A 23,963-nucleotide genomic window follows, 5' to 3' on the forward strand; every position below is an offset into this window, starting at 1 on the left:
CAACGCACCTAAGCCACTACCGTCGAAACATTAACCCACCAATCATTAACGTTTCGACGCGTCCAGAGACATTCAGGGTAAAGTGGGCCGTTGCTTTGCCGTTCCACGCTTTATCGTAGGTACCGCGAAATGTGTCGTAGTGCCAATGCGGCAACGTCGCTTTTAATACATTGTTGATGTTGAACGATAGCCGATCTCCTGTAACCAATACTTCTGCTTCACCGTACAGCGGACTGGTATATCGTCCCGCGTAAGCGTCTAGCGGTAAAGATGGTTTCGTGTTGGCCACCCGCTTCGCGTTTACAGCAACTTCCGCTTTTCGCTCCTGAGCATTTAAATTATCGTAGAGTGTTTTAAACTCGGTGTTCCAGTCGCGGGTGCCACCCAACGCAAACCAGTCAAGCGTTTTATAAAGCAGCGCATGTCGTCCTTCGGCATGGTCGAGGTTCCCAAAGGCGAACACACCTAACTTGGCTTCGGGGAGTTGAGCCGTAATGGCAGTCAGTCCTGCTAGGCTACCCGTATGGAAATTCACCTTGTGGCCCCGATAGTCGTGCTGATACCAGCCTAGGCCATACGTAAACCAGTTGGGTTTAAGAATCTGCATGGTTGCATACTCGTCATCAGGTACCATCGTTTGTGGTCTAAAGATTTCCGTCCAGGTAGCTGGTTTCAGCAACCGTCCACCGGCGTATTTGCTACTGTCGAGCATGCAGATAAGCCACTTGCTGATATCGTCGGCTGACGACCAGACTGCTCCTGCCGAGCCAACTTCGCTGTCGGGGCCAAAGTCAATGACCCGGATAGTATCGTTGATACGGAAGTGCGGCCGGGTCAGGTTATCGTCTTTGATATAACCCCGTTTAGGCACCGTCCGGGTCATGCCCAGCGGCTGAAAAATCCGTTCGCGAATGGCTTCCGCCCAGGTCTTACCCATCAGCCGTTCGATGATACGTCCGGCGGCCGAGTAGAGCGTGTTCTGATAAATAAAACCCGATCGCATTGAGTAGCTTGGCTTCACCAGCACCATGCGCCGAAACATTTCGTTAACCGGAATATTCATGGCACCTGTAAAAAAGTCGGTGCCACCTACGCCCGTATCATGAATCAGTAAATCGCGGATGGTCACTTGCTGGGTTACGTACGAATCCTGAAACTGCAACTCGGGCAGGTACTTATAAACCGGGTCATTCCAGCTCAGCTTACCTTCATCGACCAGCATACCCATCAGTGCAACGGTCATGGCTTTTGTGGTCGACGCACACGCGAACAGCGTCTGGGTATCGACCAAATCGGGCTTGGCTAGTTCACGCACGCCGTAGCCTTTGGCGAAGATGACCTGTCCGTCTTTCACTACTGTAATCGACAGCCCAGGTATATCCCACTGCTTACGAACGGTTTCAACATACTGATCGAAGGCCTGAACCTGTTTCGAAATGGACGTTTTCTGAGCAAGGGCGTTATGGAAGACAAGGGCAATAAATAAAAGAAAGTAGGATTTCATATCAGCGCGAGGAGGTGGATAAAGCCGTGGGCTGAAACAAAAAGAAATCGTAGAGGGTGCGGGTCAGGTGGGCGATTGTTTGCTCCCGTTCGGCCAACGGCCGGGTCGAATACCCAACAAAGACAGCAATAGCCAGGTGCCCTGCGTCGCCCGGCAGGGTGATGATGCCTACATCGTCGGTGGCGGTTTCGTCCAATGAACCGGTTTTATGGGCTATGATGGTTGCTGGCGGCAGGTACCCTTTTAGTCGGTTAACCCCACCCCGGCAGCGTTGCATAACAGCCAGTAAGGTATCCCGGCTAGCCGGTTGAAGCGCCTTACCCCGGTAGATTTGGGCCAGGAGGTTAACCATCGCTTCGGGTGTTGATCGATCGCGCGGATCGTTGTTAAACTTGGTAACGGCCGCTTTGCGCGCTTCTGGTGTGAGGCCCTTGCTCAGCCGGTCGTAAAAGCCAAGCGTCCACTGATCGGCGGGCGGTAAGGTAACGCCTTCGAGATCGGCCAATAGCTGAATAATTGACCGGTCTACGGACATGCCTTGAATGCCCAGCGTCCGTAATCGGTTCATTACTGCCTGCGGGCCACCCGCCAGCCGAAGCAGAATATCCGTTGCCGAATTGTCACTAATGACCATCATCAGCTCTAGCAGGTTCTGTACCGACAACTGAACACCGGGTTTGGCAAACAACACGTCCAGCGTACCGCTACCCGGATGCAAGTCGGCAGGTTGCAGATTAGTCATGGTCATCAGCGACAGTTCGCCCTGCTCGATGCGGTGGAACAACTGAGCAGCAATGGCTACCTTGACCGTACTTGCCATTGGAAACGCCTGTTGAGCATTCAGATTGATCTGGCGACCGCTCTCCAGGTGCAGGGCACAGACACCAACGGGTCCCTTTGCTAATTTGGCAATGCGTTCCAGTTCCTGCTCCAACCGTTGGGTAGCTACGTCTATGCTCTGAGAATGAGTAGTTTTAGTTTGGGCGCGAGCTGGCAGCGTCGTGAGCAATATACCCACCGCTACCAGGCCCACTCGAATAGACGAGTAGATGGCTTGTTTCATAGTCAGAAAAAAAGTGAATGAATCTTACCTTAATAGCTTATGGCAGCTTCGCCAAGGCCTGATCGAGATCAGCAAGTAGATCGTCGACGTTTTCGATACCAACCGAGTAGCGAACTAGCCCTTCGGGAATACCCAACTGAGCCCGTTGCTCCGAAGTAAGCTCAACGTGGCTGGTAGTGCGCGGAGGTCCGGCCAAGGTACTGACTGATCCCAGGCTGGCCGCCAGATGCACGAACCGTAACGCTGGCAAAAACTGCTTTACGGCTTCATAACCCGCCTTAAGCGAAAAGCTCATCATACCGCCAAATCCCGACATTTGTGCCTTAGCGATAGCATGCCCAGGGTGCGTTTCCAGTCCAGGATAAAAGACGGCTTCTATTTTCGGGTGGTCGCTCAGGTAACGGGCAATCCGCATCGCTGACGCGTTCTGGCGCTCAATGCGCAATTCCAGAGTTTTCATTCCTCGTGCGATCAGATAAGCCGGTTCAGCCTGCAAACTGGCCCCGTTGATTTCCCGAAAGCGAAAGACTTTTTCGACCAGTTCCTGCTTACCGCACAGCACACCACCCATGGCGTCGGAGTGGCCACAGAGAAATTTGGTGGCACTATGCACTACTAAGTCCGCTCCGAATTGAAGTGGGTTCTGGTTGATCGGTGTCGCAAACGTATTGTCAACTACAACGCCCGCACCTACTTGCCGGGCCGCTGCTGCCAGGCGTTTTATATCGACAATCTTAAGCGTTGGATTGGTGGGTGTTTCCAGGTAAAGCAAGTCACAACCCTGGGCAATTTGTGCTTCTATTTGCTCATGGTCGGTCGTATCGCAGAGCATTACCTCGACACCATAATGGGGTAGGAAATCCAGAAATAATCGACTGGTGCCGCCGTAGGTATCTTTAAGCGATACCACCCGCTTGTCAGGGCCTAACAAAGCAAACAGCGTGTTGCTGATGGCACCCATGCCCGTTGCAAAGGACGTAGCCGCTTCAGCTCCTTCCAGAATACGAACTTTCTCTTCGAGGACATGCACCGTTGGGTTAGTGTTACGGCTGTAGATGTGTCCTTCCACTTTTCCGGTTGCTACAGCGTGCCACTGATCTAAATCGCGGTACGCATAGGTAACACTGTTGACAATAGGTGGGGTAGTGGCTCCCTCAACAAAAGGCTTGGTTTCTCCCGCCCAGACGGATGCGGTGCCTTTTTGGGCGTCAAATTCATTCATGTAGTGCGTTTCAGGTTATTTGATCAACAAATTAGGCCCAAAACGAATTAGACTAGTGAGAGATAACAACTTTATTTTTAATGGCAGAAAGCAAACTTAGGCCGGGTTACAGGCTTACTTTACTTATAACTTCCATAAAAGCTGGGTTCTTTTTGTGTTGTCTGGGGAAAATTTGACGTAATTATTAAAAGAGAAGCAAAAGTAAAGTATCAATAAGCTATTTTCATTTAATGGATTGCCTGTTTATTTGCATACCATTAAAGCGGCAACCTTAAGATGGTCCAGGTTTGACGCACAGTCTAGGTGCTTAGTTTAGTCGTCTATGTCGAAACCGGCCCATCTCAAGGTGGATGGCTGATCATAAGCAGGTTAGCCAACGTAAAGCCTGCCGATGGGTGGGTCTCAGCCGCAATGTCTTTGCTGAACCAGTACTCATCAGAGAAAAGATAAGGCGCTGATAAGCCAGATTGAGCAGTTGGCTCGACGGCACAAACATTGGGGTGTACCTAAGATTTATCGTCAGTTGCGTAAGAAAGAAGCCTTCAGTGAGATAGGTAATAGCCTTGTTTACTGACGTTCGCCTACTCGTTATCCTTACCGGAGATGGTCCGGCTACCCGATACATCACCGCCGGTTGCCCCCGGATTATCGCCCATGTTCCCACCCGATCAAGTCGGACCATCAGGAGCCTACTGTCTGATTAACATTTTCATAACCATACATTGATTGTTGTTCTTTCGACTGGTTCTGGTAGATGGTTTACGTTGAACTCAGACCATTTGTCGCGCTTTTTCCAATAAATCCATGACCTCCTTGTCGGTTGTCTGGGAGAAGTCTTCGTACCATTCACCGACGCCGTAGAACGGTTTAGGCGTCATCAGGCACACCATCGCATTCGCTTCCCGACGAAACTCGGCGCATACCTCCTCTGTAGCGACAGGCACGGCTATTACCAGTTGCGCGGGCTGCTGCTGCCGTAAAGCCAGGGCCGCTACCCGCATGGTTGCCCCGGTGGCCAGTCCGTCGTCTATGAGAATAATGGTCTGCCCCTCCACTACGAGTTCGGGCTGGCCGATCCGGTAGGCCCGCTCACGCCGTTCCAGTTCGCGGCTTTCGCGTTCGGTCACCTGCTCAATCTGTTCATCCGTAATTTTTCCTGCGTTCACAATGGACTGGTTCAGTATCCGGATCGGTTTACCCGTTGTTCCACCCGAAGCCACGGCCCCCATCGCCAGTTCGTCAAAGCCAGGGACGCCTAGTTTCCGCACAATAAACACGTCGAGCGGTGCTTTCAGCCGCAGAGCCACTTCATAGGCCACCGGTACGCCCCCCCTGGGCAGGGCCAGGATCAGCACGTCGGTCTGGCCGGCATAATTCAATAACTGCCCCGCCAGCAGGCGGCCAGCCTCGCTTCGATCAAGGAATTTCATACCTGCTTTTCCGGCGTTTTAATCCGGTTGAAACGGCTTCGATAAGCAATCAGATACTCCTAGCCGTATCAATCGGTACGGAGGCTGATTGTTGCCGAACAAGGTCAAAAATTTATTCTTATTTCACCTTCAACAAATTCAATATACTGACGTACAGAGCTTTGCCAGTAAGCATGACAAACCAGCTGATCAGGCTTTTTAGCCGTTTCAGGCGCTTGTTTTATCAGTTGATGATTCAGAGAGTGGGTTCCGGCGGGGTTAATTGAAAACTTTGCATCGTCAGTTTAACGAAGAGCTGGCGAACGTAAACAACCCTAGAACTACCGAAAATGAAAACCCCTTTCCTCTTTTCAGCTCTCAAGGCAGCATTAATTGGACTATTACTGGTAACGGCCTCCTGCAAACACGACACAGACGTTGTTACGCCCGATGGCAGCACTAGTGGCTCATCGCTGGCCTTCGTTGGCAAGAATCTGCGCATGACAGCCCTGGCGCTTGAGCCCGCTCAGGACCTCGACGGCGATGGCAAGATAGACAACGACCTGCTCCAGTTCCTGCCCGACTGCGCCCGCGACAACACCATTCGCTTTGATAAAGACGGCCGACTGTCCGGCGACGAAGGGAAGCAGGTTTGCCCGAGCACAGGCGACGAGGAAGGCCCAACCAGCGTAGAGCCCAGCACCTGGTCGTACAATGCCCAGACGCACATTCTCCGCATTGTCAACAACGGCGATGCGACAAACGTAACCGAGTGGGAGGTTGTCGAGCAATCGGCCAGCGGCTTAAAAGCTAAAATACGGATGACTTCCGATGAAGGCGCTACGCTGAAGATGGTGATGACCTGGAAAACAGCCTAATTGATTGACAACTGATTGCATTTCGTAAAACAACATCCATAAACCTCTGAACAACAAAAACTATGAACGCCTTTTTTGCCCTGTTACTGGTCGGCACGCTGCACACCAGCCTATCCGCCGAAACGCCTTCGCATACAACCTCTTCGTATGTTGCCAATGAAAAAATGGCCGTTTGGGTCTCGTCCGACCAAAAGGTTCATCTGGTTCTGGGTCCTGAAAGCACCAGCGCCGAAGTTCGCTTGGTTGACAAGCACGGCGAATACCTCCAGCAGCGGATTAAGGTGCACGATCGGGCGGTTCGCCAGAATTATGACCTGTCGGCGCTGCCAAACGGTACGTATGAACTCCAGGTGCGGACTGGCCAGCAGACTATCCGCAAAGCGATCGTGATCAGTCAGCCAGCTGCCCAGCGCGTCGTTACGATCTCGTAAGCTAACGTACTCAATACTAAAAAACGCTTCCTGATCAATCAGGAAGCGTTTTTTAGTATATCAGACAGGGATTTACACCAGTTCAAACAGCAGCTTTGCCTCACCGCCCAATTCAATCTGATCGCCGGGATTGAGGACGTAGCCCATACCGGGGATGTCGGCCCGCTCGATGGTATCGTCCGGGTGCAGGATTTTGGTTTTATTCCCGGCGGTTGGCAGCCCGCCCAGATCGGCAAAGAGCCGGTAACGGTGCTGAGCTGCATCGTAGCGAATGCTGGCGTGCTGCCGGCTGACCGCCAGGTTCGGATCGCCCCGTTCGGGGTCGAAGTCTGGATCGTTGGCATCCACAAATACAATGTCATTGGTGCGCACCCGACCGGTTGCCGTCTGCACGGTATGCCCGCGCCCAATGCAGTAGTCGGCTTTAACTGCCGGGTCGAGCAGGTAGGTTTCTTCGGCAGTCTGCCCCGTCAGTACCCGCACTTGCCCCCGGGCTGCAACCTCATATACCTTCGTTTTAGGATGAACAACTGTCAGCCCCAGATTGCCCGACCGGTGAGTAGCCTCGGCGGGCAGCGCATCCCGAACGATTTGCCACTCAAACTGCCAGTTAGGCGCAAGCCGGATATAGTGATTCGCCAGATGCCGGTTCAGCTCCTCCTGAAAATGGCCGGGCTGGCTGGCATACAGCACCACAGATAACAGTTCCTCCTCATCCGGATTGGGGCAAAGGGCCCACAGCCGCAGCGCAACCGGCGGGTTTTCGGTCTCAGTAGCGTAGGGAGCCAGCTTCTCCACAATAAAGCGAATCAGGGCTTCCCGCTTCTGCGGAGCGGGCGGCAGTTTCGGCACAACGGGTGGTGCAACGTCTTCTACGGGCGTTGGCGCGGGCTCACGAACGGCCGCCGGTTCATTGGGGACCGCACCTAAGCCAAACAATCGTTTAACGTTTTCAAGTAAACTCATTGTGAATGATGTTCAGATTAAGAATCGGTTCGGGGTACCAGACCGCCAGGCAATCTGCCGAATCAATAACGGATACTATAACCTTTGTCTGATCAAAATGACCCTAAATATCCCTTCTCTTTTAAGATTGGCGCCAGAGTTGTATTAGCTAGCTTTACCGCATCCGCCGACGACTCGCCCAGTTCAATTCGGACACACACGACTGTGTGCGACCGGCCGTTCGGTGTCGGTGCGAAGAAGACATACCAGCCGTCGTTGCGCGTCTCGCCCAGTACCACCCGTTCGGGCGTTCCGGTCTTTCCCGCCACCCGGCTGATGCTGATCTTGGGCCGGCCCGGCGGGTTCGACTGTTCGATCATAAAATCACGCATCAGATCGGCGTACTCCGGCTCCCGCATCAACGGCAGGCCTGGCTTCAGCGCCACCTGCTGTCCACTCCGGCGCAGGACGTAACGCGAGGGCTGCATAACGCCCCGGTTCGCAATAGCCCCGGCCATGCGGGCCATCGACGCGGGCGTTGCCGTCAGCTGCCCCTGCCCCCAGGCCAGGCCAGAAAACTCGCTGCGGTACCGCTTGGGATACTGCGTGCTGCGATACAGCGACCGCCTGACCACAAACGAGGAGTCGCGCCAGTGTTGCCGGATTCCTTTCTTTTCGACCTCTGTATGCGTATCGGCGAAGGAGTATCCCCCGACATAGTCCACGTTCATGCCCGTGGCCAGATATAGGGCGGCCAACTGATCGTCCAGAGTCTGATCATTCGCCAGACGGATAAAATAAACGTTACTCGACCGGACGATGGCTTTTCGCATATCGACCCGCTCTCCACAGGGTTCGCTCTCATACTGACCCCGGCGAATAATCTCTCCGCAGCTAATGGCGTAACTCGTCTTTGCCCCCTCTATACCCAGCTTGTTCAGGGCGGCCGTCGCCGTCAGGATTTTAGCCGTTGAGCCGGGAGCGGTCGGATAGGTCAGAGCCAGATCCCGGTCGGTGACCAGATACGGTAAGCGAAGGCGGTCCCGGTCAGATAGCTGCATTTCTTCGGGCTTCTGCAGGTTCGGCAGAGGGTGTATGGCCGAGGCCAGCACTTCGCCCGTAGCGGCATCCAGCACGGCAACAGACAGCCGTTTATCATTATATTCCGATTCGGCCAGCGCCTTTTGCAAAGCGACCTGCAGCCCTCCATCAACGCTCAGGTATACGTCGCGGTCGCGGGATTTTCGTTCGGCCACCACCCGGCTGTCCAGTCCAGCCCGCAGGGCCGGGGCCAGTTCACTGTAGTCGTAAACGGGCAAGGTCAGCGGTCGGGCAACGGCAGGCGTAAACCGGTCGGCCCGGTACTTACTCGCCAGCAACGTATTCTGTCTCGGCCGGTTGTTGAACCCCCGCAAATCACTCAGGTGGGCCGCTTCGGCAAAATACCCGTTCTGCTGCGACCAGAACAAACGGGTGTTGGCATCGCCTACCCAGAAAAACAGATGCTCACCAAAAGGATAATAACGCTGGACACGCCGTTGGGTCAGCTCGGTTATTCGCTTTGCGTCAAGCCCTGTTTTACGGAGTTGCGGCAGATTGCGCCGGACCGTATCGGGCGAGCTGGTCGCCAGTACCCGACCCGCCCGGTCATAAATCGTCCCGGCCGACAGGGTTTCTGTCAGGCGGTCCAGACGGGGATTGTAGCTATAGACCGGCAGACCGTTCCGGCTCACTACCCGGGCAGGCCGGACGATATAATCATCCCACCGAACAAGCGCCACATCGGCAGCTTTCCCTACCAGCACCAGCGTACCAACCAGAAAGCCGGCAATGCCCGTTGCCAGAACGGGATCGTAGTGCTGTTCGAGATACGCGTGCTGGCGGGCTTCGCCGGGACGACTGGCAATGGCAAACACCACCCCCATGGCCGTCAGGTTGATAATCAGCGACACCTTCCCGTAGCTCAGAAACGGAACTGAAATGCCCGTGAGGGGCAGCAACCCCAGCGAGCCACCCGCAATCAGCAGAAACTGCACACCCGTTGCCAGCGCAATACCCGCGCATAGATAAAAACTGAACGGCTGTCCGGCCCGGCGGGCGTGCAGCAGCGTCCGGTGGAGGAGGATGAACAGCAGCAGGCAGACCGACACCAGCCCCATCCAGCCGATTTCTTCGGCCAGACTCGGCAGCATCATGTCGGTATGGGCAGCCGGCATGGCGTTGGCGAAGCCTTTGCCTAACCCCTGCCCGGCCCAGCCGCCCGTAGCGAGTGTCCAGTAACTATGCGCCAGATGGTCGCCCCCATATACGTCATTATTCCAGGGGTCGAGCCACATCGCCTTGCGGCCCGCCAGCCGGTCGCCTACCAGCGGCAGCAGGTCTCCAAAGGCAAACGCAGCCATGACCAGCACCAGCAGAATAGGCCCTTCGGCCACCAGCGCCAGCCAGCCCAGCGAGGTTGTAGCACGGGCCTGTCCGCGCCAGATCAACAGACCAATGCCTGCCGCCAGGGCAACCAGCGTAGCGCCCCAGCCGGGTAACAGCCACAAGGCTATGCCATAAATCAGCCCCGTTGCCAACGTAATGCCGAGCGTATTGCGGGCGATGGTATAAAACAGCAGGAACGTAAAACCGATAACCAGGGCGGGCCCCATGTCGCCCAGCAGCAGGTAGAGTCCCATCAGCAGGCCTGTTCCGACGAAGACACCCGCGCTGATTCGCCAGCGCCAGCGCAGGTCGGGCAGCGTACGGATCTGTTCTTCGTGGGCCGCAAAAAAACCCGCCAGAAACAGGAGTACCAGATATTTGGTCAACTCACTCGGCTGAAACAGCAGGCCGCCAATGCGCAGGTTAACCTGAACGCCACTCCCCTCCGGCCCCGTTCCAAACGCTAATGTCAGTAAAGCCAGACCAACAGCCAGAATTAGCCACGTCCAGCCCGTCAACCGGAAGGTGCTGCGGCTGCGCAGATTCACCAGCGGATCGAACCACCAGCGCGTGTAGAAACGGCCGATGTTCAGCTGTGACAGCACCGTAAGCCCCAGCAAGCCCAGCCCGACACCCTGCACCGCCTGTATGCCGTACAACGTATCCTGCAAGGGATCCTGAATGGCCAGCAGTGTCAGCACCGACAGACCGGTGAGCAGCATCAGGACAGGCAACAGCAGGGCGTCGGGGTGAAAGTGCCGAAACGACCAGAAGATATGTACGGCCCAGAATGCCAGCAGAAACGCCCCCACCACCAGCCAGAACGAATACCGGAATTCGGCGGGTGTGCGCACGGTAAACGCATGATCGTCTTTTAACTGGCCATAGACTGTCGAGCCAATGAGCCGCAGCGTATGCGGTCGGGCGGTAAATTCATAGTCGGCCGGGCGGTTTAGCTGGGCCACACCCCGTCGACTCCCGAACTCATAGCCGGGTTTAAGCGGTAAGACGCTGTATCCGGCCCCGGGTTGCAGCCCCGCGAACGTAAACCGGCCATCAGCATCCGTGCGGGCATACGTAAGCTCGTCGGGAATGGAAATATCCTCGTCCGTAGTGGGTCGGTGGCGTTTAAGCTGTACCAGCACATCGGCCATAGGCCGGGGCTCGTCCCCGCCCCGCTGAACCCGACCGGACAAGGTAAGCCCGCCCTGACCGGCATTGGCGGGATACGACCGGGGGCGCTGCAGTTCTCTGATATAAAGAACAGAGTCGTACCCCATCTGCTGCCGCGACAGGCGCAGGCGGCTCTGGAACTCGGGGCCGCCAATCGGGCTTTGCCAGGCCGTCGGGACGGTAATCGCAAACGCCCGTTTATTGATCGTGCCCACATTGTCCGGGGGGCCTCCTCCGGATGGACTGCGTTCAGCCTGTTTTAGTTTGGCCGTCAGGGAGTCGGCCACCAGCGATACATCGTGCGGGTCGGTGAGGTAATTGCCCCGGCTGAGCAGCTGGCGAAGCGTGGCCGGCTTCAGACCGGCCCGCAGGTTAACCGCTGCCCCGGTCGTGTAGGCTCGTTCGACGCGATCAAGAGTGGGCTGAAGGTTACTATACAGTCGGGTAAACAGCACCAGTAATAAGCTCGTAGCGCCAAGCAGATACAGGCGTTCGTGGTGCAGCGAATTCGTTTTCATTCTCCAATAAAGTCAAAAAAAGACTGCAAGATAATCCAAGCCGAAAAAGTCATTGAAGGGCCGTATTGATCACTGGCTGGACGAGGTGGTTTAGGTCCTCAATGATGCCCGTAACCCGAACCATATACGCACAAATAGTTTGGGGATTCCATTGATACAGCCCACCGTCCAGGCAGAGGCTGTGGACGTTCGGTTTTATAGCCGGAAATCAGACTGGGGAACCCGGCTAATCGCTCAAATAAATTCATCCTGACAGCTAAAAATATGAGTAAATTGATAGACTAAACTGACTTTTCCGACCACATGTCAATACTGGATATACCGGCTAAAAGATTTTTTGTTTATGCATCCTTTAAACCGGCATATTCGTGTTGCGCCTTTCCGCAATAATTCATCATCCAATCTCACTTATTAATCAATCTTTCCATGCGCGTCTATCGCAACCTCTTTTTGGGTTCTGCCCTGGTGTCCGGAGCCCTGTTCCTAAACGGCTGTCAGCCTCAGGATCCATCAGCAACTAAACCCGCCACCGATGCCCTTCCGGCAGCTGCTCAGGCCCGCGTAGCGGCTCTGGATGGCCGGTACATCGTTGTGCTGAAAGAAGGTGTTTTATCTAATCTTCAACTGGAAAACCTCGATCAGGTAGCGGCTCAACTGAGCATTAATCCGGTCGAGATTTATCAGCGTTACCGGGAGGTTATTCAGGGATTTGCAGCCAAACTGACGCCTGAGCAGGTACAGTTGCTGGCCAAGAGCCCGCTGGTTGATTATATCGAAGCCGATCAGATCGTTCAGTTGGCCGAGCCCCAGAAAGAAGGTTTCCAGACAGCCGTCAGTACGCAGGAAGTTCCCTGGGGCATTACGGCGGTGGGCGGCTTCGTGAACTACACGGGTACGGCCAAAGCCTACATTATTGACACCGGTATTGATCTGGACAACCCTGAACTGAACGTTGACGCCAGCGCGGGTTTCAACGCCTTCACGACCGGACCGGATGCGGCTTCGCTCGACGATCTGAACAGCCACGGAACCCACGTTTCGGGCACGATTGCGGCCAGAAACAATGACTTTGGCGTTGTGGGTGTTGCCGCCGGGGCAAAGGTTGTTCCCGTGAAAGTACTGGGTGGCGACGGGGGCGGTACAACTTCGGGCGTAATTGCCGGGGTTGATTTCGTGGGCCGGACAGGTAAGCGTGGCGACGTAGCCAACATGAGTCTGGGTGGCGGAGCATCGACCGCTCTGGACAATGCCGTGAAGAATGCCGCCGGCAAAGGCATTTATTTCTCGGTGGCGGCTGGTAACGACGGTCTGCCCGCGAACTGGTTCTCGCCCGCCCGCGCCAACGCAACCAACATCCGGACCGTTTCAGCCCACGACGTAAACGGCGTGTTTGCTTATTTCTCGAACTACGGCAATCCACCGATTGAAGTAGCAGCTCCCGGCGTAGCCGTCAAATCGACGGTTCCGGATGGTTATGCAACCTATAGCGGTACGTCGATGGCGGCTCCGCACTTGGCGGGTATCATGCTGGCCAATGGCAGCGGTAAGTACTACACCAAAGGCACCGTAACCGGCGACTACGACAATACCCCCGATAAGAAAGCCTCACGTGTTCGTTAATCAGGTAGTCTATCCTTTAGAAGCCCCTGGCCGCGAGGTCGGGGGCTTTTTGCGTATAATTCTTCACTCCGGCTTATCTATTCTAAAATCTGTTCGGCAAAAACAATCTGTAAACGACCCGGTTAATTTTCAAAAAAGCTCTTGTCTTATGTTGTTAGACAAACGGATATCCTTTGCCTATATCTTCAATAAGGTTAAGTCTGAATTATTAATCGTCCTGATTGTCGGGTTACTGACGAACCTGATCACCCTTTATTCCCATGCTCACCTGCCCGAAATGCCGCTTACCATTCCTACTTTTCTGGGGACGGCTATTTCAATCCTGCTCTCGTTCAAAATGAACCAGTCGTACGACCGCTGGTGGGAGGCTCGGAAAGTGTGGGGCGCTATTGTTAACGATTCGCGGAGTTTCGTCATTCAGCTGCAAACCTTTCTGGATACTGACGACACCGCCATTATCCGGAAGCTGGCTTACCGTCAGATTGCCTGGTGCTATTGCCTGGGCCAGTCGCTGCGGGGGCTTAACCCGATTGAAGGAATTGAGGGATTAATTCCAGCCAATGATCTGATCGAAATTCAGAAGCATACCAACAAACCGCTGGCTCTCCTGCAACTTCACGCCCAAGACATAAAGGCATTGCGGTTAACCGATACGATCGACGTGTTCAGGCAGGTGCAGCTGGATAATACGCTCGTTCGTTTCTGCGATTCAATGGGCAAAGCGGAGCGCATCAACAGCACCATCTTTCCGTCAACCTATCGGCATTTTCTGTACTTCATTATCTATCTGTTCGTCGTTACGCTTTCTATTTCGCTCAGAAATGTGCAGATGATTTTTGAAATTCCTCTCCTGCTCGTAATTTCAGCCGCCTTTTTTCTGATCGAAAAGAGTGCTTATCATTTGCAGGACCCCTTCCGGAACCGCCCCAGCGACGTATCGGTAACGGCCATTGCCCGCACCATCGACATCAACCTGCGGCAACTCGTGGGTGATCAGGATGTACCGGAACCGGTTAAACCCAACGAGTTTTATCTGTTATAAGCAACCAATTACGACTAACCCCATACGCTATGAACCGACACTCCAACGAGTTCCTGAACAACCTGAAACCTGCCGAAGCGCTCCAGATGCTGCAGGAAGGCAATCAGCGATTTGTCAACAAAGCGGGAACGACTCCAGACCTGCTGCAGCAGGTCAAAGAAACCAGCGGAGGGCAGTATCCGTTCGCCACCATACTGAGCTGCATGGACTCGCGCACGTCGGTCGAGCTTACTTTTAACCTCGGAATCGGGGACGTATTCAGCATCCGGGTGGCCGGTAATGTTCTGAATGAGGATATACTGGGCAGTATGGAATACGCGACCAAAGTCGTTGGCACTAAAATCATCATGGTTCTGGGTCACACCAGCTGCGGAGCGATTAAAGGAGCCTGCGATCATGCTGAACTGGGCCATCTGACCCAACTGGTGAACAAAGTGATTCCTGCCATTGACCAGGAAACCACCACCCAGACCGAACGGAATGGGCATAACCTCACCTTCGTGAATCACGTAGCCGAGCTAAACGTCCGCCTGGTGATGGAACAGATTACCGCCCAAAGCCCTGTGATTGCCGAACTGGTGGAAGCCGGAAGCGTGCAGGTAGTGGGAGGAATATATGATATCGCCACCGGCCAGGTTACCTTCCTGGAAGCGCCGGTACAGGCTTAGCGGCCTGTTTGGCTTACGCTTACAAACAGCCCGGGCTAGCTGGTCCGGGCTGTTTGTATTCTCATCAGTAGCAGCCGTAATCCACAGGTCCGATGTCCGGGTACGGTGGCATTCGCGCGAAAAGCCGCCCTTTCGGCTTAGGGCATACTATCCAAAGGTACTGTCGCGGTTGAATCCGGGGTAATCTCCAGGTTCGCAGCAGAATCGGCAGGCACCTGCTCCAATGGCTCGATGTTCGTAGAAGGCGCAATTTCCTCTTTCGGGATCGTGTCAGTCTCTACCGATGTTTTCTCCTCCGAAAAAGCGGTATCGGGCGCGGCCTGGGCAGTTGTATCGGCGGCAGCGGCTGGCATACGGGCGGGCTGCGCGGGGTTGCGGTTCAGCAGATAGTACGTCAGCAGCCCGCCTACCAGCAGAAGGGCCACCCACCACCACGGACTTACCCGCGCAGATTCTTCTGACGGCTCATAATCAAATTCTTCCGTATTGGCTCGTCTGGGTGAGGGCGCTGAGGACAGATCGAACGGTTGGGTAATGGTCGCCGGTAGGCCAACTGGCCCCACGTGGGTTTGCGGCTGTTGTGCTGACCGGTTGGCTTTCAGCTGCTCGACGTTAGCCTGGCCCAGCAATAATTCAACTTCATCCACATTCTGCATTCGATCGGCAACGCGCTTGACCAGCATGCCCCGAAGCAACTCACCCAGGCTGGGGGGCAAATAAAGCCCCGGCGCCAGCATTGGCTCGGGTGGAGCAGCCGTCAGCACCTGACTCATAAAAGCAGCCAGGCCGGTATCGTCACGTAGCGTAAATGGAACCCGCCCAGTTAGACACTCAAACAGCACAACACCCAGCGAATAATAGTCCGTAGCCGCGCTTACCTGCCGGGGGTTGTCGAACTGCTCGGGTGACGCGTACTCATACGTCATCAATGACTGGCCCGTTCGGGTACGGGTGCTTTCGTCCGCCCGGATCTTCGCGATGCCGAAGTCCGTCAGCAAAAAGTGCAGCTCGCCACTGGCCAGCCGACGATAGAGAATATTCTCCGGCTTGATGTCGCGGTGGATGATGTGGAGCGGGTGAATGGCCCGGAAAGCCTCGGCCATCTGCAGGCCCAGTCGGATGGTTGCCGTTACGTCCAGTTGTCCCTGCGTGCGCAGCAGACTTCTGAGATCGCCACCTTCCACAAACTCCATAACCAGATACGGCAGGGCCGCATCGAGATGAATTTCGCGCACCTTCACGACGTTCGGGTGGGCGATGCGGGTCATGATTTCCGATTCACGCTGAAACCGATGCAGCGTGTCGGGGTCAGCGCTGAAGGCAAACTGCTTGATGGCCACCAGATCGCCCGTTGCCAGATGCCGGGCCTTGACGACGCGGGCGTTGCCGCGTCCCAGTTCGCTCAGGAGTTCGTAGCCTGGAAAATGTGTACTGGCGCTGACAGTTGGCATGAAGCGTTACGGTTGGGGTTGTTCGGCCGGGGCCGGAATGTCGGGCGACTCATAGCTGACAACTTTAGCGCTGACCTGCGTCCCTCGCTGGCTATCCGGCGCCGACCTGACCTCGGTCGAGTAAGGCCCAATGTTCCTGAAATAAACGTTTGCCGACTTAAAGATCTTGCCGTTGTCTTTAATATAGCTCACTTTAACCAGCACGTACCGAAAATTTAGCTCAGTCGGGTTACGTAACCGAAGTTTCAGTTCTTTTATCCCGCCGAAAAGCCCCGTCCGGAAACCTGCCGATTCTACTTTAACCAGTTTAGCCGCTTTCAGCATCTGCTGCCGTCGCTCTTCCAGCAAACGAGCCTCTTCGGCCTTTCTTTTAGCCTCTTCAGCCTGAATCTGCTCCGGGCTTACCTGAGCAGTTTTGGGCCCGGCATTCGGCGCAACCGACACCAGTGGCTTATCGCCGGAATTCCGGGTTACAGCATAATATACGCCCGTGCCCACCAGCAGCACCAGCAAACCAATTAGCACCAGTTTACGCTGCCCCGTTCGGGGACGACTGATTTCAGCCGACTGTTTTGCGGGCCGTCGCGGCTGCGTTTCTTCGACCGGACTTCGATGAGCCTGCGTTGGTTTGGTCTGGCTCCCCGCTCCTAAAACCGACGCTTCTGTGGTAACCGCGCCGGTCAGGGCACTCCCCTGTTCCATCTGCAGTTGTTCCAGTTCAGCCTGTTTCAGGGCCAGCTTGACCACCGTTGGATCGTGGATTCGTTCGGCCGCCTGTTTCATCAGTAATCCGTGCAGCAGATCGGCCAGACTGGGCGGAAGCGGTCGGTCGGGGGTAGGCACAAGCCGGGGCGGTGGCGTCGTCAGCACGGTGTTCATAAACGTAACGATGCCAATGCCCTCCCCCATCGAGAAGGGTACCTGCCCGGTCAGACACTCAAACAGCACAACACCCAGCGAATAATAGTCCGTAGCCGCGCTCACCTGCCGGGGATTGTCGAACTGCTCGGGTGACGCGTATTCATACGTCATTAATGACTGACCCGTCACCGTTACAGCCTGCTCGTTCAGGCGGGCGATGCCGAAATCGGTGAGCAGAAAGTGCAGCTCGCCACTGGCCAGCCGCCGAAACAGAATGTTTTCCGGCTTGATGTCGCGGTGAACAATTCCCTGCGGATGGATTACGCTCAGGGCATCAATGATTTGCAGGCCCAGCCGAATGGTTGTATTGACTGATAAATTCCGGGTTTCGCCACCCTCTCCGGTCAGCAACTGGCGAACGCTGCCCCCTTCCACCAGATCCATGACAATGAACGGCAGTTCGGCATCAAGCCGGACTTCGCGCACATTGACAATATTAGGGTGGTTAATACGAGCCATGATCTCCGACTCGCGGCCGAATCGCCGGAGGGTTTCGGCATCGGTATTGAACGTAAAGTGCTTGATCGCTACCAGATCGCCGGTATCCAGATGCCGGGCCTTGAGCACGCGGGCGTTGCTGCGGCTGATTTCGCCCAAAATCTCATACCCAGGAAACTGCGTATTAAAGCTGACAGTTTGCATCGACATTAGCGTTTCCGGGATGAATCAGGTTTGTGAATGACATTTAGTTGTATCGACGCATTGCGGAAGGTATCCTGCCGGATAACGACCTGAATAGGGGCCTCTACATCCGTAAAGAATACGTTACGCAACTCCAGCTGTTCGCTCGCTCCTGTTTCTATACCCGTTTCAAAACCAGTAATCTGCACGTTTTCCAGCCGCATGGTCTGGGTTCCGGCCACCCGAAACGCAGCATCGGGCTGCGTTGTATCAGCGGCCACGATGACGACCGGTTTCTGGTCGTTACTGCCGACCAGGGCCCGTAAGGAATCGTGCATTACCAGCGACCGGGTCAGCCGGAGGGTATCGGTTGGCCAGGTCAACTCATGGCCGGCACTTTCATAAGCCTGGCGCAGCAACGAATCCAGCAACTGCTCCTGCCCATTGTCGGGCACAGGCACCGCAGCCGCCGGCTGCGGTGCCGCCAGCGAATCCGGTTGAATAACCGAACGCTCTGGCTCCTGATTCTGGTACCAAAGCAAGGCAGCTATCACAATTACCAGTGACAGCACACCGGCCCAGATTCCGGCCCTACCCTTTGGTGCAGGTACACTGGGTTTCGACGCCAGAAGGGCTGTGCCTGGATCATTCGAAGCCACCGGGGTCGGCGGTGTTGCTTTCGCTGGTTTGCTGGCTGCTTTTGTGGATATAACCGGATCGGATTCAGTATTGTTGCGGGCCAGCACCACCGTAATATTATCGTGTCCGCCCTGCTCATTAGCCTGGCGAATCAGCTCCGTTATCTGTTCCTCAACCGGGATGGATTGCGTCAGTACCGCCAGTAACTGCGCCCGCGTCAGCATGTCGGTCAGCCCGTCACTGCACAGCAGCAGCGTATCGCCGGGCAGGAAATCGGTTTCGCCCGACTCCAGAAATTCCGGGTCGTCTATCCGTCGGATGGCCGACCCTACTTCGCGCAGAATCTCGTTCCGGCGCGGGTGCCGCATGGCTTCGGCTTCGGTCAACTGATTGGCATCTTCCCGAACGCCCACCAGCGAGTGGTCGCGGGTGAGTTTTTTGAGCGGGTCGCCCTGAGTCTCGTCCGGCCGAAAGCGGTATAACCGGGTGTCGCCGACGTGAACGAACAGCACCCGACGCGTTTCGGTATCGGCCACGGCAGCCGTGAGCACGCAGCACATCTGGGCCAGTTTCGGGTCCTGCTGCCGCTGCTCGGCAATCTGATTGTTGGCATGCACAACGGCTTCGCGGAGCATCGTCAGCGTATCGCCGGTGGGCGTGGTCATGTAGCGCTCGATAGACGACCGGGCGATGGCGGCTGCCTGCTCACCTCCGGCATAGCCACCGACGCCGTCGATCACGACCAGCAGCGCGCTATGTTCCGTCCAGAGCGATTTGCTGATAAACGTATCCTGGTTGTCGCGTCGGCGCTGACCGACGTCGGTTTGGCCCGCGATAAGCATTGAGGTCATGAACAAACGATAAATTGCGGTTCGTTGATACGCCTACCGGGGCAGGTTCTGAAAATGCCGGACCAGCAGCAATAGAACAAACGCGCCGACCAGCCCGGCAAACAGAAAATCGAACATAACCGGTTACAGATTACTTTGAAATGAAAGGGTAACGATACCATTGAGCAGAATCTGCGCCTGCCGGGGCAGTTCGGTCCACTGCGGACTGGCGGGTTCGCTGCGGGTCATGACCTGCTCATTAACGCGGGTCTCATTCCGACTGAAGGACGCAATCTCAAACCGCTGGGCCGCTTCGTTGTACCGAATGCGGGCGTGCGGATTTGAGACGTAGGGCGAGTCCAGCCGCAGATAATTGGAAAATGCCTGATTGTCGGCTTCCATCCGCGCAACCACTACCTCCCGATCCTGCATCCAGTACGTTTCCTCTTTGTCTTTATCGGCCAGGTAACAGTCGATCCGCGCCAGCGCTGATGGATGCGCAGTTTTATGCGCGATCGTACCCGTTGGCGCTGCAGGAGCAGCCGACTGCGGTTTTTCGGCATTCAGCAGCCGGGTATCCATTTTGATGGCAAAGGCCCCGGCCTCCCGAAAATCAATGTGCTGAAAGGCCCCCACGCTGAGGTCCATTTTATCGTACAGGTTCGTGTTTTTGACCTTACGCGTGGCTTTTACGTTACCCAGTGAGGCATTCTCGGACGCGCGCGGACTATCAAACCCGGCGCCGGAGAGCGAACCAATTACGTCGATATCACCGGGGCCAATCGTTCGGCCGGCGAATTCGGTGCCCGGTCCGAACTTGAAATACCAGTGTGTTGAAACCGGTGGGACTTCATCTTCCGGACGTTTACGCTCCTTCAGCCGTTCCGTAAACGCCTTCACCGCTTCGTTCACAATGACGGGTAGTGCCGCCAGCCGTTCCTTATACGTATCGGGGTGCAGAATAATGATGTAATGTGCGTTGAACAGCAGGCTCGTGCCGAAGCTCTCGCGCTCCAGCGACGTCTCGAAACAGGCAATCAGCTCCTTCAGGATACGTTCGTTAGTGACCGTCTCCGGCTGTTTTGTCCGTTCTTTCGGCACAAGCAGATTGCTTAGCTGATCCAGAAAACGGTTGGGTTGCTTCTCCATTGGAACGAAAACACGTAAGGCTCTATACAAAACAGCCAAGTATACCGCATTTCCGGAACTTTCCGGCGAAATCGGGAAAGAAGCGAGTTTCCGGCCCTAAAACTGACTAACCGTTTCCAGGACCGGAAGCGATACGGTCAGCTATGTAACGCCGAAGCCCGCCTTTGTCGTACGACAAAGGCGGGCTTCTTTGGGGATCACCCGCATGTTTCGCTACTTTTTAAACTGCAGCCAGTCCAGAATCATCAGGTTTTTGTCGTTTACCTGCTCGTTCCGAAAAACCAGAAACAGGTCGCCGGGCGCACTCGTATTGGTAATGGGCGCCGTAACGGTCTGCCACTGCGGCCCCCGCCGACCAGTACCGCCACCGGTACCTGCTTCAGTGGGCGTTCCTACGTTGACACTGCCCAGGAGTTTTCCGGTGGGCGAACCCGCGCGAACCTCGATCCGGCCACCCCGCGACGGCATGGCCGCTACGTTAAACTCCAGGCTGGTAATGCCCGTCAGGTCAATGTCGGGGAAGCCGATATAGGAGCCATCTTTGATGTCACCCACCCACGACTGGTTGCTGCCGTCCTGATGCTTGCGATCAACATTGGCCGACAGCGTATAGGCTTCTGCCTGCACTTTTGGGTTACGCAGAATGATCAGCTTACGGCCCGTCAGCGGCCCCGTAACCGGATTCCCTTTGTCGGTATAGCTGGCTGAAATGACGTAACTGCCTTCTTCGCTGGCACCCGATGGCTGAGTTGGTGTGTACGTGCCGGACAGGGGCAGGCGCTGCGAACCTTCGGCCGCCAGCGAAAGAATATACCGAACCATCTCGCTCGTTTCGGCTTCCGTGTGCTGCGGGTGCGCCGACATCACATTCTTGCCCCAGTTGCCGTTACCGCCCGTAATAACTTTCGTCGCCAGCATCGGCACGGCGCTCTCACCCGCCGGGCTGTAGCGTTTCGATACCTCCATCCAGGTTGGTCCGATTGACTTTGCATTCATGGCATGGCAGGCTTTGCAATCGCTATTGGCCACCAGATTTCTTCCCTGCACGAACCTGGCTCCTACGTCGCCGAGGCTCTGGCTATTGGACGTGAGCAAAGCCAGGTCTTTGCCTTCGGCGAGGTAGTCCACGGCGAATTTGACCTGCCGGGGCAATATGCCTTTGTTCAGGCTGCCGTCCTCTTTGTCGCGCACACTCACGGTATAAACCAGCGGAGTTTTGTCGAAGTAAAATGAGCGGTTGCCTTTCAGCGCAATGTCTATCTGGGGCGTCTCATTGCCCACTTTGATTTCGACCTCAGTGGTGGCGCGTTGGCCTTCGGCGTCGATGACCGTCAGCTTGGGTCGGTAAATACCGGGTTTCGTATACGTAAAGGCTGGATTCACGGCGCTCGACTTCTGCCCGTTACCGGACTCCCACTGGTAAGTAAGTTTATCGCCCCGGTCGTAATCGAACGATTCATTCGCCGAGAGTCTGGCAGTCAGCGGTACTGCACCTACGGTTTTAGACGCGGTAATTTTCGCCACCGGCCGACGGTTGCCTTCCGAATACTCGATGCGCAGGAGCTGCGAATCCGGGTTGCGGGCGAAGTAGTTTGCACCATAGGCCAGCACATACATGGCCCCGTCGCGCCCAAACTTCATGTCGATCGGTTTGGAAATGAAGGTCGTGGGCATGAACGGTTCAATCTGCCGCAAATCCCCGGCCTCGTTAAAGGTCAGGACCTTGATCCAGTTCCGCGCCCATTCGTAGATGAACATTTTCTTGTCATAGTATGTCGGAAAGCGAACATCTGATTTTTTGTAATCATCGAGGTAATAAAACGGTCCGGCCATGGCGCTGCGGGAGCCGGTGCCCAGCATCGGAAACTCCGCCGATTTGTCGTACGGGTACCAGATCATGGCTTTCTGCGCCGGCGGCAGCACCTTCGAACCATTGTTATTCGGCGACTCATTCACCGGGCGGGCCGGGTCGAACAGAGGTCCAACCTTGTTGGTGGCGAAGTCGAAATCAGCGTAAGGCTTGTTGTCGCCCACGAAATACGGCCATCCATAGTTCCCCGGTTTGCGGGCCTGGTTCCACTCATCCTGGCTTTTAGGGCCCCGTTCGTTGGCCACCCCGCCATCGGGTCCTACGTCGCCCCAGTACAGAAACCCGCGCTTATCAACCCAGATCCGGTAGGGATTGCGGGCACCCATGACGTAAATTTCGGGACGCCCCTGCGAACCGTCTTTCGGAAACAGATTCCCATTGGGAATAGTGTAGCTCCCGTCGTTCTCAACCTGAATCCGCAGGATTTTACCGCGCAGATCGTGGGTATTCCCGGACGATTTCTGCGAGTCGAACGGTCCGCGGCCGGGACGCTCGTCGAGGGGCGAAAATCCGTCCGATTCTTTGGAACTGGTGTTGTCGCCTGTAGACAGGTACAGGTAACCATCCGGCCCGAAGTAAACGTTACCGGCCGAGTGACAGCAGGTTTCGCGCTGCACGGGCACCTGCATCACTATTTTCTCGGAGGCCATCTGCAGGCTATCGCCCGTAAACGTAAACCGGGACAGATTCTGCACCGGCTTGCTGCCCACGGGCGAGTAGTACAGATACACAAAATGATTCTTCTCGAATTTGGGGTCCAGTTCTAGCCCCAGCAGGCCGTCTTCGTAGTTGCCAGTCAGGTGAACGGGCAGCTTGTTAATAATCTTCGTTGCCTTGGCGGCCGGGTCATAGAGCTTGATATTCCCCCGGCGCTCAATGAACAGCACGCGCCCATCGTCCATGACCTCCATCTCGATCGGCTCCTCCATGTACGAATCCAGCACCGTAGCCGTAAAGCGGTTCTCTTCCGGCGTCCGGGCGGTGTGGGCTCCCCGGTAATCCAGCGCCTGCCCTTCGAGCGACTGTTTGACACCGTCCAGAATCTGTTTTGCCAGGGCCGCGTCAGCCATGTTACCGGCCGATGCATAGAATACGCGTCCACCGTCGTAGGGTTTTGACCAGAACAGCGATGACCTGTTATCGGCCGGGCGGCTCGGGTCATTGGCCAGCATATCGTTGTACCAGGGCCACTGGTAGGCGGTAAAACCACCGGCGTTGATGATGCCCAGGCCCCCGCCCGCCTGTACAAACCGCTCAACGTCGTTCTGCTGCCAGGCATCCAGCACGTCCGGCGAGGTTTGCAGGAACACAACGGCGCGGTAATTCTTCAGCGAGTCCTCGGCGATATAAGCGCTGCTGGAGGTCGTATCGGCATTGATTCCATTCTGATTCACCAGATTGAGCAGTGCTCCGGCGGCTACGCTGGCGGCCTGCTGGCTGGTGCTGTTCTTCAGGAAGATGAGCAGCTTGTCTTCTTTACGGGTGTGCCAGCCCATCAGGACCAGCAACAGAAGAGAGCTCCCGACGGGACTTAAAAACGAACGTATTCGCCTGTTCATAATCGTTGAGTCAAGTTTGTTCT

The 23,963-nt window shown here is 55.6% G+C and carries 16 protein-coding genes; 5 read left to right on the forward strand and 11 right to left on the reverse strand.

The genetic code is table 11. The annotated features are described in order from the left end of the window. Positions 1 to 16: 16 nt before the first annotated feature. The 4 genes from HNV11_RS13490 to HNV11_RS13505 form a co-directional block, all read right to left on the reverse strand. Positions 17 to 1,504 carry a serine hydrolase gene (locus HNV11_RS13490; protein WP_171740160.1) on the reverse strand — a complete coding sequence of 496 codons (1,488 nt, stop codon included), beginning with the start codon at positions 1,502 to 1,504 and terminating at the stop codon, positions 17 to 19. A 1-nt stretch (position 1,505) separates the two neighbouring features. Further along, positions 1,506 to 2,567 carry a class A beta-lactamase gene (bla, locus tag HNV11_RS13495; protein ID WP_171740161.1) on the reverse strand — a complete coding sequence of 354 codons (1,062 nt, stop codon included), beginning with the start codon at positions 2,565 to 2,567 and terminating at the stop codon, positions 1,506 to 1,508. A 37-nt stretch (positions 2,568 to 2,604) separates the two neighbouring features. Then, positions 2,605 to 3,789, reverse strand: a complete 1,185-nt coding sequence (locus HNV11_RS13500; protein WP_171740162.1) for a cystathionine gamma-synthase family protein — start codon at positions 3,787 to 3,789, stop codon at positions 2,605 to 2,607. A 770-nt stretch (positions 3,790 to 4,559) separates the two neighbouring features. Continuing rightward, the gene (locus HNV11_RS13505; RefSeq protein ID WP_171740163.1) at positions 4,560 to 5,219 is read right to left on the reverse strand and encodes a phosphoribosyltransferase; all 660 of its coding nucleotides are present in this window, start codon (positions 5,217 to 5,219) and stop codon (positions 4,560 to 4,562) included. Positions 5,220 to 5,548: 329 nt separating this feature from the next. Between HNV11_RS13505 and HNV11_RS13510 the strand changes: the two genes are divergently transcribed. Both HNV11_RS13510 and HNV11_RS13515 read left to right on the forward strand, forming a co-directional pair. Then, a complete protein-coding gene (locus HNV11_RS13510; RefSeq protein WP_171740164.1) occupies positions 5,549 to 6,076 on the forward strand; it encodes a hypothetical protein in 528 nt (175 codons plus the stop codon). Positions 6,077 to 6,138: 62 nt separating this feature from the next. Further along, positions 6,139 to 6,507: a T9SS type A sorting domain-containing protein gene (locus tag HNV11_RS13515; RefSeq protein WP_171740165.1), complete on the forward strand. Its 369-nt coding sequence runs from the start codon at positions 6,139 to 6,141 to the stop codon at positions 6,505 to 6,507. Positions 6,508 to 6,579: 72 nt separating this feature from the next. On the opposite strand, the gene HNV11_RS13520 is transcribed toward HNV11_RS13515, so the two are convergent. Further along, positions 6,580 to 7,473: an FHA domain-containing protein gene (locus HNV11_RS13520; protein ID WP_171740166.1), complete on the reverse strand. Its 894-nt coding sequence runs from the start codon at positions 7,471 to 7,473 to the stop codon at positions 6,580 to 6,582. A gap of 92 nt (positions 7,474 to 7,565) precedes the next feature. Continuing rightward, entirely contained in the window at positions 7,566 to 11,570 is a 4,005-nt protein-coding gene (locus HNV11_RS13525) for an FtsW/RodA/SpoVE family cell cycle protein (RefSeq protein WP_171740167.1), read from the reverse strand. 426 nt (positions 11,571 to 11,996) lie between these two features. On the opposite strand from HNV11_RS13525, the gene HNV11_RS13530 reads away from it, so the two are divergent. From HNV11_RS13530 to HNV11_RS13540, 3 genes are all read left to right on the forward strand, one after another. After that, positions 11,997 to 13,190, forward strand: coding sequence for a S8 family serine peptidase (locus HNV11_RS13530; RefSeq protein WP_171740168.1), 1,194 nt, complete (start codon positions 11,997 to 11,999; stop codon positions 13,188 to 13,190). 148 nt (positions 13,191 to 13,338) lie between these two features. Then, the gene (locus HNV11_RS13535) at positions 13,339 to 14,232 is read left to right on the forward strand and encodes a bestrophin family protein (RefSeq protein WP_171740169.1); all 894 of its coding nucleotides are present in this window, start codon (positions 13,339 to 13,341) and stop codon (positions 14,230 to 14,232) included. Positions 14,233 to 14,261: 29 nt separating this feature from the next. Next, the gene (locus tag HNV11_RS13540; protein ID WP_171740170.1) at positions 14,262 to 14,900 is read left to right on the forward strand and encodes a carbonic anhydrase; all 639 of its coding nucleotides are present in this window, start codon (positions 14,262 to 14,264) and stop codon (positions 14,898 to 14,900) included. Positions 14,901 to 15,037: 137 nt separating this feature from the next. Here HNV11_RS13540 and HNV11_RS13545 read toward each other — a convergent pair whose 3' ends face one another. The 5 genes from HNV11_RS13545 to HNV11_RS13565 all read right to left on the reverse strand — a co-directional run bounded on the left by HNV11_RS13545 (position 15,038) and on the right by HNV11_RS13565 (position 23,940). Further along, positions 15,038 to 16,351 (reverse strand): serine/threonine-protein kinase, encoded by a 1,314-nt coding sequence (locus HNV11_RS13545; protein ID WP_171740171.1) that lies wholly within the window; start codon positions 16,349 to 16,351, stop codon positions 15,038 to 15,040. 6 nt (positions 16,352 to 16,357) lie between these two features. Then, positions 16,358 to 17,914, reverse strand: a complete 1,557-nt coding sequence (locus HNV11_RS13550) for a serine/threonine-protein kinase (protein ID WP_171740172.1) — start codon at positions 17,912 to 17,914, stop codon at positions 16,358 to 16,360. Between the two features lie 5 nt (positions 17,915 to 17,919). After that, a complete protein-coding gene (locus HNV11_RS13555) occupies positions 17,920 to 19,383 on the reverse strand; it encodes a PP2C family protein-serine/threonine phosphatase (RefSeq protein ID WP_171740173.1) in 1,464 nt (487 codons plus the stop codon). A 123-nt stretch (positions 19,384 to 19,506) separates the two neighbouring features. Beyond that, on the reverse strand, positions 19,507 to 20,511 hold the full coding sequence (locus HNV11_RS13560) for an FHA domain-containing protein (protein WP_171740174.1): 1,005 nt from the start codon (positions 20,509 to 20,511) through the stop codon (positions 19,507 to 19,509). 213 nt (positions 20,512 to 20,724) lie between these two features. Beyond that, a complete protein-coding gene (locus tag HNV11_RS13565; protein WP_171740175.1) occupies positions 20,725 to 23,940 on the reverse strand; it encodes a PQQ-dependent sugar dehydrogenase in 3,216 nt (1,071 codons plus the stop codon). Positions 23,941 to 23,963: the final 23 nt, after the last annotated feature.

Origin of the sequence: Spirosoma taeanense, assembly GCF_013127955.1 — a bacterium.
Lineage (GTDB): Bacteria > Bacteroidota > Bacteroidia > Cytophagales > Spirosomataceae > Spirosoma > Spirosoma taeanense.